The organism is Flavobacterium sp. Root935, from assembly GCF_001429295.1.
In the GTDB taxonomy this organism is placed as follows: domain Bacteria; phylum Bacteroidota; class Bacteroidia; order Flavobacteriales; family Flavobacteriaceae; genus Flavobacterium.
On the sequence record NZ_LMJL01000012.1, the window covers coordinates 618,061 to 632,689 of the forward strand.

Genomic DNA, 14,629 nt, shown 5'->3' on the forward strand with positions numbered 1-14,629 from the left:
TGGTTACTCTCAAATGTAAGGAATTTTAGAATTTAGATTGTAGGTTTTAGATTAAATCTAAACGCATAAATTACTACGCGGATAAAACTGATTCGCTATCGCGAAAAAGCTGATTTTCACGGTTTTTTTTTATTTCAGAGATCCTCTAAGATTTCACAAAGATTCACAAAGCTTATCAACCTGAAACTTGAAACAAAAATAAACCTGAAACAAAAAACTTTATCCGTGTATCGTCTCTCCCTTTCCGTAATTAGTAATAATAGACTCTTCAAATTCCAGCCATTCTCTCCAGCGTTTTTCAACATCGATTCCTTTTCCGTATTTACGAGCATATGTGATGAAAGTTGTATAATGACCTGCTTCGCTTTCCATTAATTCTCTGTAGAAAATAGCTAATTCTTCGTCTTTTATGTTTTCAGAAAGAACTTTGAAACGTTCGCAGCTTCTGGCTTCAATCATTGCAGAGAATAACAATCTTTCTACCAATCCAGAAACACGGCTTCCGTCGCCGCTTCTTTTCATGTATTGGTATAATTCGTTTACGTAATCATCTTTACGCTCACGCCCTAGTTTTAGTCCTCTTTTGATGATGATATTATGAACCTGTTCAAAATGATCGATTTCTTCTTTGGCCAAAGCCAATAAATCTTGAACTAAATCTTGATGTTCTGAATTATTTGTGATAATTGTGATCGCGTTTGTTGCTGCTTTCTGCTCGCACCACGCGTGATCTGTCAAGATTTCTTCTATGTTTTTCTCAACAATATTTACCCATCTTGGATCTGTTGGCAATTGTAATCTTAGTACGCCCATAGTCTTTTGTTATTTTGTTTCAGGTTTCAGGTTTCAGGTTCTTTTAGGAACGAAAAAAGTTTAAAGTTTCAAACTGTCTTTCGAACAGCGTAAAACTTTAAACTTGAAACTTTAAACTTGAAACTATTTCTTAATACGCAAAAATTGGTCTTTCGCTCATTAATTCGTTTACTTCTTCTGCAACTTCTTCAATAAGATCTTCGTTTGTGTGATCAGTAAGAACTTTATCGATAAGAGCTACAATAGTTTCCATATCTTTTTCAACTAAACCACGAGTTGTGATTGCAGCTGTTCCGACGCGGATTCCAGAAGTGATAAATGGAGATTTATCATCAAACGGAACCATGTTTTTATTTACTGTAATTTCAGCTTTTACTAATGCATTTTCAGCTTCTTTCCCAGAAATATTTTTATTTCTTAAGTCAATAAGCATCATGTGGTTATCTGTTCCGCCAGAGATAATATTATAACCTCTTTTTACGAAAGCATCAGCCATTGCGTTTGCATTTTTTTGTAATTGCATTGCATAAGTAAAGAACTCATCTTTAAGTGCTTCACCAAAAGCAACCGCTTTAGCAGCAATGATGTGCATTAAAGGCCCACCTTGGTTTCCAGGGAAAACAGCTAAATCTAATAATGAAGACATCATTCTGATTTCTCCTTTTGGAGTTTTTAAACCTTGTGGGTTTTCGAAATCTTTCCCCATTAAAATAAGACCTCCACGTGGCCCACGAAGTGTTTTGTGAGTTGTTGTAGAAACAATATGACAATGTGGAATTGGATCGTTTAATAATCCTTTAGCAATAAGACCTGCAGGGTGAGAAATATCAGCAAATAAGATCGCTCCTACGCTGTCAGCAATTTGTCTGAAACGAGCAAAATCCATATCACGAGAATAAGCTGAAGCTCCAGCGATAATTAATTTTGGCTGTTCTTTAGTTGCAATTTCTTGAATTTTATCATAATCCAGACGACCAGTCTCAGCATCTACTCCGTAAAAAACAGGACGGTATAAACGACCTGAAAAGTTTACAGGAGAACCATGAGTTAAGTGACCTCCGTGAGATAAATCGAAACCTAAAATTGTATCACCAGGATTTAGACATGCATGGTAAACAGCAGTATTTGCTTGAGAACCAGAGTGAGGCTGTACGTTTGCATATTCAGCTCCAAATAATTCTTTGGCTCTGTCAATAGCAATCTGCTCAATAACATCAACTACTTCACAACCGCCGTAGTATCTTTTGCCAGGATAACCCTCTGCATATTTATTAGTTAAAACAGACCCAGCTGCTTGCATTACCTCATCACTTACAAAATTTTCTGAAGCGATAAGTTCTAGTCCGTGAATTTGTCTTTCTTTCTCCTCTTGGATAAGATCAAAAATTTGTTCGTCGCGTTGCATTTCTTTGTTTTTCGTTAATTTCACGCAAAAATACAAAAAAACGTTTGTCAAACTGCTAGATTATGATATATTTGACATGTAATTTTTCAACAAATAATTAACATTAAACATGCCTATAACCGCCAACGACACCAGTAGAAAATCATGGTTAGAAGTGCCAGAAAATAGCGACTTCCCTATTCAGAATATTCCTTTTGGCGTGTTTCTTACCAAAGAAAATGTCGTTACCGTAGGAACAAGAATCGGCGACTATGCTATAGATTTAGGGGCTTTACAACAATTAAACTATTTTGAAGGAATTGATTTAACCGATGATATGTTCATGCAGGATACGCTGAATGATTTTATTTCTGACGGAAAAAAAACATGGCGTCTGGTGCGAAATCGCATCGCTGATATTTTCGACGAAAACAATCCACAGCTAAGAGATTCAACAAAACACAGAGATATTGTTATATTTAAAATCGAAGATGTAGAGATGCAGTTACCAGTTTTGATTGGTGATTATACTGATTTCTATTCTAGTAAAGAGCATGCTACAAACGTAGGAAAGATGTTCCGCGATCCAGAAAATGCTTTATTGCCAAACTGGCTTCATATTCCAGTTGGATATCACGGAAGAAGCTCTACAATTGTTCCATCGGGAATTCCGGTGCACAGACCAATGGGGCAAACGCTTCCGGCTGGAGAAAAATATCCAGTTTTTGGACCGTCTCGTTTAGTAGATTTTGAGCTTGAAACTGCTTTTATTACTACAGATGTAAATGTAATGGGAGAAAATATCCCAACTTATGAAGCCGAAGATTATATTTTCGGAATGGTTTTATTGAACGACTGGAGTGCGCGTGATATTCAAAAATGGGAATATGTACCGCTTGGACCATTCTTGGCTAAAAACTTTGCAACTTCTATTTCTCCATGGATTGTTACTATGGATGCTCTAGAACCTTTTAGAACCAAGGGGCCGAAACAAGATCCATCACCGCTTCCTTATCTTCAGACTAAAGGAAAAAAGACTTTTGACATTCATTTAGAAGTATCTTTAAAACCTGAGGATCAAGAAGAAACTATTATTTCAAGATCAAATTTCAAGTATTTATATTGGTCGATGAGTCAGCAATTGGCGCATCACACTTCTAACGGATGCCGTGTAAATTCTGGTGATATGATGGGTTCTGGAACTATTTCTGGACCAACTCCTGATAGTTTTGGTTCTATGTTAGAATTAACATGGGGCGGAAAAAATCCGTTGAAATTAAATGACGGAAGTGAACGTAAATTTATTGAAGATAATGATACTGTAATCATTAGAGGTTTCTGCGAAAATGCAGAAGTAAGAATTGGTTTCGGAGAAGTTTGCAGCCAGCTTTTACCTCCATTTATTAGACCATGAAGAGAAAAGACATTAATTGTTAATGGTTGATTGTTAATGGTTAATGGTTAATTTTTAATTTTTATTTTTTTTAATTGTTGATGGTTAATGGTTGATGGTATCGATAAATTATAAAAAAGCTTGTTAGTTTACTCTAACAAGCTTTTTTTATTTTGAATGTTGCGATAATTTATTCTTGTTTCATTTTATAGTAAACGCAATAAAACCCGACAGGTTTTAAAAACCTTTCGGGTTTAGATTATTATATTATTCAAACTTTGAGAAAAAACTTTGCGTGGGCTTCCACTTCGCTCAGGCCTGACAAAAAAATAAAATTTATACTGTATTGGCTAGTAGCAGTTATTTCTATAAAGGAATCTGCTGGCTTAAGCAATGTAACGTTCCGAATCCCCATATGAAATCAATGCAGCTGATTCCGATTACTTCTCTGTCTGGAAAACATTCTGAAAGTATATTCAAAGCTACGCGATCATTACTGTCATTAAATGTTGGAACTAAAACGCAATTATTCAGAATCAAGAAATTAGCATAACTTGCTGGCAGTCTTAAATCTTCAAAATCAACACGTTTTGGCATTGGTAACGCTACAATAACTGGTGATTTTCCGTTTTCTAATTTTGCATTTTGCAGACGTTTTAAATTATCCTGCAAAGGTTTATAATTAGAATCATTTTTATCTGTTTCTACAATTGTAACGATCGTATCTTCGTTTACAAATCGGCATAAATCATCTATATGTCCGTGTGTATCATCACCTTCGATTCCGTCTCCAAGCCAAATTACATTGGTAACTCCAAGATATTCTTTAAATACGGCCTCGTAATCTTCTTTAGTAAAACCAGGATTTCTAACTTGGATTGTTGGATGCATTAAGCATTCTTCAGAAGTAAGTAATGTTCCTTTTCCGTTTACATCAATAGCGCCGCCTTCAACAATTACTGGTTTTCCTTTGTAAGTAACCTGAGTTAATGGAACATCAATAAAATCAGCAACTTTACCTGGAACAAATTTATCTAGCTGATAGTTTTTATATTTTGCCCAACCGTTGAAGTTGAAATTTAAAGCTTCTCTTTTAGAACCATTTTTTACTATAATTGGTCCAGAATCACGCATCCAGCTTCTGTTTGTTTTATGAATAATAAAAGAAACGTTTTGAATGTTTACGCGGGCTCTTTCAAGCATTTCGGCAACTTTTTCTTTTAGCTTTTCATCGGCTACGACCAAAAAAACGGTTTCAAAAGCGGCTACTTTTTTAATGAATTCTACAAAAGCCCATTGAACTGCTTCGTATTTTCCTGGCCAATCGTTGCCATTATGTGGAAAACACAATACAATTCCTTGCTGCTTTTCCCATTCTGCTGGAAATCTTCTATTATTTGTTGACATAAATAGGTTCTAATTTAGAAAGTGCAAAGATAAGCATTCGCTAGGATTATAAAACTATTGATTAAAATTGATTGGGGTTTCACCGAAAATATCTTCCAAAAATTAAGTTAAAGATTAAATAATACATCCTTAATCTTGAACAGAAATGCTGTAATTACTTTTGCCGGAACTAAAAACTAACACATGAAAAAAGTATCTATTTCTCTATTAACAGCTCTTTTTATAATGGCAAGCTGTAATAATGATGAAAACACAAACAACGAACCTGAAATTGTGGTAAACGAAAACCCTGCAGCGTTTAAAGAAATTGGTTCTATTACTATTGGAGGCGAAGCTGCTGCTGAAATCTCTGCTTACTGCGAAAAAACAAAAAGATTATTTACTGTAAACAATAGTGGTGTAAACCAAATTGATGTTATTGATATTACCGATCCAACAAAACCAACAAAAATTGGAAAAATTGATCTGGTAGCTTACGAAGGTGCAGCAAATAGTGTTTCTGTTTTTGACGGAAAATTAGCTGTGGCTTTAGAATCTACAGCAAACAAACAAGGAAACGGCAAAGTTGCTGTTTTCAATACTTCAGATTACAGTTTAATCAAACAAGTTACAGTTGGAGCCTTGCCTGACATGATTACATTTTCTCCAGACGGAAAATATATTATGACTGCTAATGAGGGTGAACCAAATACAGATTATTCTCAAGATCCAAACGGAACGATTTCAATCATCGAAACTAGTACTTATACTGTAACAACTTTAGATTTCGCTTCTTTCAGCGGTCAGGCTGCTGCATTAGCAAAAGATGGATTTAGAATTTCAAAAGCTGCTAAAAGCTTCGCTCAGGATATTGAACCAGAATATATTACAATTTCTGATGATTCAAAAACTGCCTGGGTTACTTTACAAGAAAACAACGGTGTTGCAAAAGTTGATTTAACTTCTAAAACAATTACTGCTATTTATCCTTTAGGTTTTAAAGATTTCAATACTGCTGAAAATGCAATTGATGTAAGCGACAGTGATGATAAAATTGCTTTTAATCCTTGGAAAGTAAAAGGAATGTTTATGCCAGATGCTATTAGTCATTTTTCTGCTAATAATGTTCCTTATTTTGTGACTGCAAACGAAGGTGATGCAAGAGAATATACTGCCAACACAGATATCAAACGTATGAAAAGTTTAAAACTTGATGCAACTCTTTTTCCTGATGCAGCTACTTTGAAACTAGACGCTAATTTAGGAAGATTAAATCTTGTTGCTGATATGGGAGACACAGATGGCGATGGAGATTTAGACGAAATGGTAAGTTTTGGCGCAAGATCGTTCTCTATTTGGAATGGAAACACTGGAAAAATCGTTTATGACAGTAAAAATGATGTAGATAAAAAAACTAACGAATTAGGAACTTACGATGATAAACGAAGTGACGATAAAGGTTCTGAACCCGAAGCCGTATATGTGGCAAAAATGGGATCTCAAAACATTTTGTTTGTTGGTCTAGAAAGATCTGATGCGTTTATGACTTATGATGTTACTAATCCAAACTCGCCGCAATATTTACAAACTGTAAAAACAGGTGACGCACCAGAAGGCTTATTATTCATTCCAGCTTCGAAAAGTCCTACAAAAAGAAGCTTATTAATAGTAAGCAGTGAAGGTGATGGAACGGTTAAAATTTATCAGCCAGATTTGAAATAATACTATTTTAACAAATACTTAAAAGAACAAAATGTGAATTTTGTTCTTTTTTTTTGGTTTCTATTATACTAATATTAACGTATTTACATAATTAAATGCCAAAAGGTGGGAATTATGTAAGAGCATATAGAACACATTCTGAAACACGTCCTCTAATTTTGTCATGAGTTTAAAATAAAAACAATTTAATTTTTGATATCATGAAAAAGAAATTAGTATCAGTATCTTTATTACTACTATCCATTGCGGCAGGCGCACAAAATATGGCTCCGACTTCTACCACACCAAGTGTAGATCAAGAATATAACAAATGGTCTATCGAACTTAATGGTGGTGTTAACAAACCTACGAGAACAATGACTCCTGGTTACACTACAGAATCTGCGAATTTTTTCCACGGAGATTTGGGTGTGAGATATATGTTTAATCCAAAATTTGGTTTGAAATTAGATGTTGGATACGACCAATTTAAAGAGAAAAAAAATACTCCAGATTTTGAAAGCCGTTATGTTAGAGCGAGTTTACAAGGAGTTATCAATGTTGGACGTGCTTTAAATTTTGAAACTTGGACAAACACTATTGGTGTTTTGGCACATGGTGGTTTTGGAGTTTCTCAAATTAGTACTGAAACAGGATTTGGCGGACAAGATTACATGGCTCATGGAATCGCTGGTTTAACTGGACAAATCAAATTAAGCAATAGAGTTGCCTTAACTGGAGATCTTACTGGAATTGTTAACGGAAGACAAAACTGGAACTTCGACGGAATGGGTAATACAACAACTGGATCTTTTGACGGTGTTTTATTAAATGCTTCTGTTGGTTTGACATTCTACCTAGGTAAAAATGAAAAACATGCTGACTGGGTTGGTGAAGAAGATAGAATTGGTGAATTGGAAAAAAGAGTGGACTTAATCGAAACTGGTCTTATCGATTCAGACAAAGATGGAGTTGCTGACTTATACGATTTAGAACCAAATTCAATTGCAGGTGTAGCAGTTAATACAAAAGGACAATCTATTGATACGAATCAAAATGGTGTGCCGGATGAATTAGAAAGCTATTTAGACAAAACTTACGAAAAGAAAGGCGCTGGAACAGCTACAAACAATACTGTTGAAGAATTAATTAACGGTGGTTATGTAAACGTTTATTTCGATTTCAATTCGTCTAAACCAACAAACGCTTCTTTATCTGGTGTTGATTTCTTAGTAAAATACTTGAAAAACAATCCTGGTAAATCTGCAGATATCATTGGATATGCTGACGAAATTGGAAGCTCAAGCTACAATACTGAATTATCTAGAAAAAGAGCTGAAGCTGTGAAAAAAGTAGCAACAAATGCTGGAATTGACGCTTCTAGATTAAATGTAATTGCTAACGGTGAAGATACTTCTGTGAACAAAAATTCTAAAGAAGCACGTCAAATCGTAAGAAGAGTTACTTTCCAAGTAAGATAATTCTAAAGAATTTAAATATAGAAAAGGCGGTTTCAAATTATTGAAACCGCCTTTTTATTTGCACATAAAAAGGGACAAAGTATAAGCTGCTTTGTCCCTTTTCAATTATAAAAATAAATTTAATTATTTATCAATTGCTCTTTTTGTAATGTCGCCAAAAGCATCAATTCTTCTATCTCTAAAGAACGGCCAGTTTTGACGAACATTTTCTTGTAAATCTAAATCAACTTCTGCGATTAAGATTTCTTCTTTATCGTGAGAAGCCTGAGCTAATATTTCTCCTTGAGGTCCAGCAATAAAAGAAGCTCCCCAGAATTGAATTCCTTCTGTTCCTTCAATGTATTTTTCTAAACCAATTCTGTTAGCTGCAGCGACAAAAACACCATTTGCAACGGCATGACCTTTCATTACGTTCATCCAAGCTCCGTATTGGTTTTCTCCGTATTGTTCTTTTTCTTTAGGATGCCATCCAATTGCAGTTGGGTAGAATAAAACCTCTGCTCCTTTTAAAGCTGTAATACGTGCAGCCTCTGGATACCATTGATCCCAGCAGATTAAAGTTCCAACTGTTCCTTTTTTAGTTTCAATTGCTTTAAAACCTAAATCACCTGGCGTAAAATAGAATTTTTCATAGAAATGCGGATCGTCTGGAATATGCATTTTACGGTATAAACCTGCTTCTGTACCATCTGCATCAATAATATATGCACTATTATGATAAATTCCAGCCATTCTTTTTTCGAAGAAAGGAACAATGATTACCACTCCTAATTCTTTTGCCAATTCGCTGAAAGCAATAAATGAAGTACTGTAAAGTGGTTCTGCTAATGCAAAATTATCTACATCTTCGCTTTGGCAGAAATAATGACTGCTATATAATTCAGGTAGTAAAATAACTTCTGCTCCTTGACTTGCAGCGTCTCTTACCCAGCTGATACATTTTTTAAGATTATTTTCAGCAACATCATTAAGGTTTAACTGAATTACTGATATTTTATATTTTCTTTTCGGCATGACATAAAATTTAGAGTGCAAAAATAACACTTTTTAAAGGAATGGCAAAGCGAGTTTACTTTACTTAACTATATGATATACAAAAAGAGCTCTTCAAGCTCTTTCTATAATTGTTTTGTAAGATTTCGTTTTGTAGAAAATATTTTAGAAATATAAATTACTTCGTCTTTAACAAAATATAATATCTTATAATCTCTAACTATAATTCTTCGATATTGTGATTCAATTTCATCTTTTTGATACTGATCAATAAAATGTATATTTTTAGTAGAATTCAGAATTTCATTTTTAATATTGTTGGCACTCTGAATCGATTTTTCTTTATAATAATTAAAAATTGTTTGCAACTGATTCTTGGCAGTATAAGTCCACACTACCTTTATAAACTTTTCCATTACCAATTCTCAGATTCCTTTTCTAAATCATCCTGTGAAATATAATCTCCTTTTTCAATTTCTAATTTCGTTTCTGCTAGTTGGCTTTTATATTCACTTCTTGTAATTGGTTTTCCTTCTACTGAAAATGCGACTATTTCTTCTTCCTGATAGCTTTCAATAACTGCTTTTACAACTTTTAAAAGACGCTCATCAGCCGTATTAATATATTCTAACACACTTTCTCTCAACTCTAAAGCTCCCATAATCATATTATTTTGATCTTTCAAAGATAAGTATTTTGAATCAGTTTTTTAAACTATAAAAACCATTTCACAGCAGTTTAAAATTAAACATTTGCAAAATGGTTTTACAACCTAAAAAATCAACTATGCAAGTTGTTACTCGATAACTACTTTTTGAGTTAAGAATTCTGTTTCTGATTTTTTGAATTTAATTTCAAAAGTTCCTTTTACTGTTGATTTAAATTTATAAACTGTTTTCTTAGGTTCTGGAACTTGTTGTGTACAAACTTCTGATGGATATTTTGCAATTACTTGTAATCCTTTTTCTGTTCCAATTGTTACTTCAGAGATTTTGTCGAATTCAGCACACGCATTATCTACAATATACGTTACCTCATAGCTCAATTCGTCATTTACTTTTCCTGTCGCTGGTCCTTTAATTTCTGTTACTAATGCTGCCTTTGTATTTTGGTTTACTGGCTTTTCATCGTCGTCATTATTGCATGAAACAAATGCAATTGATAAAAATAATACTACCAAAACTGATTTTAATCTAAAACTTTTCATATAAAATAATAATTAATTGTTAATTACTATGAAGATGCGGGTTGGTTGCAATGGTTGCTTTGAAAAAATGTTAAAAATTTTTAACCGGACATTAAACACTTATAAATCAAAAACTTATTTATTAAAAAAAAGTTTTACAATTACCGTTAATTCTTATGAAAATAAAAAGATCTTGCTTAGCCCCGATAGAAGCAACATCCTTTTTCCCGCTTCTTTAGCGGGGAAAAGATATAGCGGATAGCGGGACAAAAAGTACTTTTGAAAACGAATTAGCGTGCTTCTAAACAAAAAAAAACACCAGCGTTAACTGATGTTTCTTTTAAATATATTTTATTTTTTTTTATTAAGCTGTTTTCTTTTTAAAAAGCTTTTTGAAGAGATTTACAACTCCCAGAACAATAAATCCCATTACAAGTCCAATGGAAAATTCTTTTACTATTGCGGGCAATGATGGGAAAAGATGATGAAAGAATTCAATGTTGTGAACAAATAAGCCGCCCGCAACTAATATTAATGCAATGGTTCCAATAATAGTTAATGCTTTAATTACTTTTGGAAGCGCTTGAACTAAAATGTTTCCAACAGTTTTTAAAAGGCTTCTTTCTTTTTTACTGTGCTGAATCATTTTGAAACCTACTTCGTCCATGCGAACAATAAGCGCTACAATACCATAAACACCAACTGTTGCAATTACGGCAATAATCGATACTGTAATAATCTGCGACAATAATGGTTTTCCGATCACAGTCCCTAAAGCAATAATCACAATTTCTACAGAAAGAATAAAATCGGTTACAATTGCAGATTTTACTTTTGCTTTTTCTACAACTAGAATTTCTTCTTCGGTTAAAACTTCTTCGGTAATTCCTTCTGCTTCTTCGTGTTTGTGCGGAAATATGAATTCGTATATTTTTTCGGCTCCTTCGTAAGCTAAAAACAATCCTCCAAGCACTAAAATTACCATGATTGCGATTGGAAAAAATGCACTTAATAAAAATGCAATTGGAAGAATAATAATTTTATTCAGCAACGAACCTTTACTGATCGCCCATAAAACGGGCAGTTCTCTTGATGATGCGAAGCCTGAAGCTTTTTCAGCATTTACTGCTAAATCATCACCTAAAATCCCAGCTGTTTTCTTTGCAGCAACTTTACTCATTACTGCAACGTCATCCATAATTGCTGCGATATCATCTAATAGAACGAAAAAACCTGAAGCCATTTTTTAATTTATTTTAGTGATGCGAATCTAGACATTTTGCCTTAATCTTCCCAACAATATCGCATCAAAATTTACCTTTTATTCGTAGTTTTCTGAACTGGAATTCCAAAAAAAATTAACTGCACTGCCCTAAAATTACCCAGATAATAATAAAAACTAAAATTGTCCCAAAACAGCCTCCGCCTAATTTTTTAGCACCATATCCTGCAATTAAACCTCTAAATATATTATTCATAGCTTTTCTTTTTTTTAAATTAATTATTTGAATTTGTTTGATTTATATTAATTATAAAATTCTATGTTTTTAATAAATCTGTTGTTACACAAATGAGGGTAAAAGTTTCAGAATTCACGGATAAAAAAAAAGCATCAGTAAAATACTGATGCTTTTTAAGATTAACAATGAAAAAAAATTAATTAGCGGTCTGGTTTCTAAAAACCAATTTGCCATCGAAAGCGTCTAATAAAATAATGCTCTCTGTTGTTATATTTCCTGCCAGAATTTCTTTTGACAGCTGGTTTAAAACCTCTCTTTGTACAACACGTTTTACAGGTCTTGCTCCAAATTGAGGATCATATCCTTTGTCTGATAAATAAGCAATTGCTTCTGGAGTTGCATCCATTGTAATTCCTTGTAAAGCCAGCATTTTAGTAACGCTCTTAAGCTGTAAGCTCACAATTTTCGAAATATTATCAACTGTAAGAGGTGTAAACATTACGATTTCATCAATACGGTTGATAAACTCTGGACGAACAGTTTGTTTTAATAATCCTAGAACTTCGTTTTTGGCTGCTTCTGTCGCTGCCTCAACACCGCCTTTTAGGTTCTCAAACTTTTCTTGTATAATCTGGCTTCCCATATTAGAAGTCATGATAATAATTGTGTTTTTAAAATCAGCCAGACGTCCTTTATTGTCGGTTAAACGCCCTTCATCTAAAACTTGTAATAATATATTAAAGGTATCTGGATGTGCTTTTTCGATCTCATCCAGCAAAATCACAGAATATGGTTTTCTACGAACAGCTTCTGTCAATTGACCTCCTTCATCATAACCTACATATCCTGGAGGCGCACCAACTAAACGGCTCACACTGTGGCGCTCTTGGTACTCACTCATATCGATACGAGTCATGGCGTTTTCATCGTCAAAAAGATATTCGGCCAATGCCTTTGCAAGCTCTGTTTTACCAACTCCTGTTGTTCCTAAAAATAAGAATGTTCCAACTGGTTTTTTCATATCCTGTAAACCAGCACGACTTCTTCGAACAGCATCACTTACTGCTTCAATTGCTTCTTCCTGCCCTACTACACGTTTATGTAACTCATCTTCAAGATGCAATAGTTTTTCTCTTTCGGTTTGAAGCATTTTCATTACTGGAATTCCTGTCCATTTTGCTACAACTTCGGCAATATCTTCTCTGGTAACTTCTTCTTTAATCAAAGATGTACCCGATTGGAATTCAAGTAATTGTTTTTGCAAAGCTTCCTGACGTTCCTGTGCTTCTTTTATTTTTCCGTAACGAATTTCGGCCACTTTTCCGTAATCACCATCACGTTCTGCACGTTCTGCTTCGTATTTAAAGTCTTCGATTTCAAGTTTTACAGCCTGAATGCCGTCAACAATATCTTTTTCAGATTTCCATCTTGCATAAATTTCGTTGCGTTCTTCTTTCAGATTCGCCAAATCCATGTGAAGAATCTTCAATTTGCTTTCTTCCTTCTCGCGTTTAATGGCCTCGATCTCAATTTCAAGCTGCATAATTTTACGATCCAAAACATCTAATTCTTCTGGTTTTGAATTGATTTCCATACGCAGTTTAGAAGCCGCCTCGTCCATTAAGTCAATCGCCTTGTCTGGTAAAAAACGGTTTGTTATATAACGCTGAGAAAGTTCAACTGCTGCAATAATAGCCTCGTCTTTAATTTGAACTTTATGATGCGTTTCGTATTTTTCCTTGATTCCGCGTAAGATTGAAATCGCACTTTCTGTATCTGGTTCGTCGATTAAAACTTTTTGGAAACGCCTTTCTAATGCTTTATCTTTTTCAAAATATTTTTGATATTCATCTAGAGTCGTTGCTCCAATTGCTCTTAACTCACCACGAGCCAAAGCTGGTTTCAAAATATTAGCCGCGTCCATTGCGCCTTCACCTCCACCCGCTCCTACAAGCGTGTGAATCTCATCAATAAACAGAACAATATCACCTTCTGCAGAAGTTACTTCTTTTACAACAGATTTTAAACGTTCTTCAAATTCTCCTTTGAATTTTGCACCAGCGATCAATGCCCCCATATCCAGTGAGTAAACGATCTTATCTTTTAAGTTTTCTGGAACGTCTCCATCTACAATTCTGTGTGCCAAACCTTCAGCAATTGCAGTTTTACCAACACCTGGTTCACCAATTAACATTGGGTTGTTTTTTGTTCTACGAGTCAGAATCTGCAATACACGACGGATTTCTTCGTCACGGCCAATAACTGGATCTAGTTTTCCTGTACGTGCTAATTCGTTTAAGTTTTTAGCATATTTGTTTAACGAATTATAGGTTTCTTCAGCAGATGCCGAGGTTACTCTTTCGCCTTTACGTAATTCTTCAATTGCAGCTTTTAGACCTTTACCAGTAACTCCCTGATCTTTTAAAATCTGAGAAACTTTACTTTTTGAGTCGAAAATCGCTAAAATTAAATGTTCGATCGAAACATATTCGTCGTTCATTTTTTGTGCAATAATTTCAGCTTCATTCAACGCTTTATTGGCGTCTCTCGAAAGCAGAATGTCGCCTCCTGAAACTTTTGGAAAACTCTGAATTGTACTGTCTAGAACTTGTAAAAACAAAGGCACATTAACATTTAATTTTTTCAATATAAAAGGCGCCACGTTTTCATCAACTTCAAAAATTGCTTTGAAAATGTGCTCATTTTCAATTTGCTGCTGGCCATTTCGTTGTGCTATTTGCTGTGACAACTGAATGGCTTCCTGCGATTTAATAGTAAACTTGTTAATATTCATATTTTTTTCAATTTGATTGATTTTATTTGTCTGGTATT

12 protein-coding genes are annotated in these 14,629 nt (G+C 34.2%); 3 read left to right on the forward strand and 9 right to left on the reverse strand.

Annotated features, from left to right (window positions below; all coding sequences use genetic code 11):
- Window positions 1–219: 219 nt before the first annotated feature.
- Both ASE40_RS17425 and glyA read right to left on the reverse strand, forming a co-directional pair.
- A complete protein-coding gene (locus ASE40_RS17425; RefSeq protein ID WP_057118402.1) occupies window positions 220–813 on the reverse strand; it encodes a tRNA-(ms[2]io[6]A)-hydroxylase in 594 nt (197 codons plus the stop codon).
- Window positions 814–943: 130 nt separating this feature from the next.
- Complete coding sequence (glyA, locus tag ASE40_RS17430; RefSeq protein ID WP_057118403.1) at window positions 944–2,218, reverse strand: serine hydroxymethyltransferase; 1,275 nt, start codon at window positions 2,216–2,218, stop codon at window positions 944–946.
- Window positions 2,219–2,327: 109 nt separating this feature from the next.
- On the opposite strand from glyA, the gene fahA reads away from it, so the two are divergent.
- Complete coding sequence (gene fahA / locus ASE40_RS17435) at window positions 2,328–3,611, forward strand: fumarylacetoacetase (protein WP_057118404.1); 1,284 nt, start codon at window positions 2,328–2,330, stop codon at window positions 3,609–3,611.
- A gap of 345 nt (window positions 3,612–3,956) precedes the next feature.
- Here fahA and ASE40_RS17440 read toward each other — a convergent pair whose 3' ends face one another.
- Complete coding sequence (locus ASE40_RS17440) at window positions 3,957–4,997, reverse strand: agmatine/peptidylarginine deiminase (RefSeq protein WP_057118405.1); 1,041 nt, start codon at window positions 4,995–4,997, stop codon at window positions 3,957–3,959.
- A gap of 183 nt (window positions 4,998–5,180) precedes the next feature.
- Between ASE40_RS17440 and ASE40_RS17445 the strand changes: the two genes are divergently transcribed.
- Together ASE40_RS17445 and ASE40_RS17450 are read left to right on the forward strand one after the other, a co-directional pair.
- Window positions 5,181–6,698, forward strand: coding sequence for a choice-of-anchor I family protein (locus ASE40_RS17445; protein ID WP_057118406.1), 1,518 nt, complete (start codon window positions 5,181–5,183; stop codon window positions 6,696–6,698).
- A gap of 200 nt (window positions 6,699–6,898) precedes the next feature.
- Window positions 6,899–8,158 (forward strand): OmpA family protein, encoded by a 1,260-nt coding sequence (locus ASE40_RS17450; protein WP_057118407.1) that lies wholly within the window; start codon window positions 6,899–6,901, stop codon window positions 8,156–8,158.
- A 123-nt stretch (window positions 8,159–8,281) separates the two neighbouring features.
- On the opposite strand, the gene ASE40_RS17455 is transcribed toward ASE40_RS17450, so the two are convergent.
- From ASE40_RS17455 to clpB, 6 genes are all read right to left on the reverse strand, one after another.
- Window positions 8,282–9,172 carry a carbon-nitrogen hydrolase gene (locus tag ASE40_RS17455; protein WP_057118408.1) on the reverse strand — a complete coding sequence of 297 codons (891 nt, stop codon included), beginning with the start codon at window positions 9,170–9,172 and terminating at the stop codon, window positions 8,282–8,284.
- Window positions 9,173–9,276: 104 nt separating this feature from the next.
- Window positions 9,277–9,567 carry a type II toxin-antitoxin system RelE/ParE family toxin gene (locus ASE40_RS17460; RefSeq protein ID WP_057118409.1) on the reverse strand — a complete coding sequence of 97 codons (291 nt, stop codon included), beginning with the start codon at window positions 9,565–9,567 and terminating at the stop codon, window positions 9,277–9,279.
- The gene (locus ASE40_RS17465) at window positions 9,567–9,836 is read right to left on the reverse strand and encodes a hypothetical protein (protein ID WP_128414989.1); all 270 of its coding nucleotides are present in this window, start codon (window positions 9,834–9,836) and stop codon (window positions 9,567–9,569) included. Before ASE40_RS17465 ends, ASE40_RS17460 begins: the two co-directional genes overlap by 1 nt.
- Before the next feature lie 111 nt (window positions 9,837–9,947).
- Window positions 9,948–10,358 carry a hypothetical protein gene (locus ASE40_RS17470; RefSeq protein WP_057118411.1) on the reverse strand — a complete coding sequence of 137 codons (411 nt, stop codon included), beginning with the start codon at window positions 10,356–10,358 and terminating at the stop codon, window positions 9,948–9,950.
- 343 nt (window positions 10,359–10,701) lie between these two features.
- Window positions 10,702–11,580, reverse strand: coding sequence for a DUF808 domain-containing protein (locus ASE40_RS17475; protein WP_057118412.1), 879 nt, complete (start codon window positions 11,578–11,580; stop codon window positions 10,702–10,704).
- A gap of 413 nt (window positions 11,581–11,993) precedes the next feature.
- A complete protein-coding gene (gene clpB, locus ASE40_RS17480) occupies window positions 11,994–14,591 on the reverse strand; it encodes an ATP-dependent chaperone ClpB (RefSeq protein WP_057118413.1) in 2,598 nt (865 codons plus the stop codon).
- Window positions 14,592–14,629 lie beyond the last annotated feature (38 nt).

Coding starts and splice junctions, on each gene's coding strand:
- ASE40_RS17425 (WP_057118402.1), bottom strand. CDS start 813: ATGGGCGTACTAAGATTACAATTGCCAACAGATCCAAGATGGGTAAAT.
- glyA (WP_057118403.1), bottom strand. CDS start 2,218: ATGCAACGCGACGAACAAATTTTTGATCTTATCCAAGAGGAGAAAGAA.
- fahA (WP_057118404.1), top strand. CDS start 2,328: ATGCCTATAACCGCCAACGACACCAGTAGAAAATCATGGTTAGAAGTG.
- ASE40_RS17440 (WP_057118405.1), bottom strand. CDS start 4,997: ATGTCAACAAATAATAGAAGATTTCCAGCAGAATGGGAAAAGCAGCAA.
- ASE40_RS17445 (WP_057118406.1), top strand. CDS start 5,181: ATGAAAAAAGTATCTATTTCTCTATTAACAGCTCTTTTTATAATGGCA.
- ASE40_RS17450 (WP_057118407.1), top strand. CDS start 6,899: ATGAAAAAGAAATTAGTATCAGTATCTTTATTACTACTATCCATTGCG.
- ASE40_RS17455 (WP_057118408.1), bottom strand. CDS start 9,172: ATGCCGAAAAGAAAATATAAAATATCAGTAATTCAGTTAAACCTTAAT.
- ASE40_RS17460 (WP_057118409.1), bottom strand. CDS start 9,567: ATGGAAAAGTTTATAAAGGTAGTGTGGACTTATACTGCCAAGAATCAG.
- ASE40_RS17470 (WP_057118411.1), bottom strand. CDS start 10,358: ATGAAAAGTTTTAGATTAAAATCAGTTTTGGTAGTATTATTTTTATCA.
- ASE40_RS17475 (WP_057118412.1), bottom strand. CDS start 11,580: ATGGCTTCAGGTTTTTTCGTTCTATTAGATGATATCGCAGCAATTATG.
- clpB (WP_057118413.1), bottom strand. CDS start 14,591: ATGAATATTAACAAGTTTACTATTAAATCGCAGGAAGCCATTCAGTTG.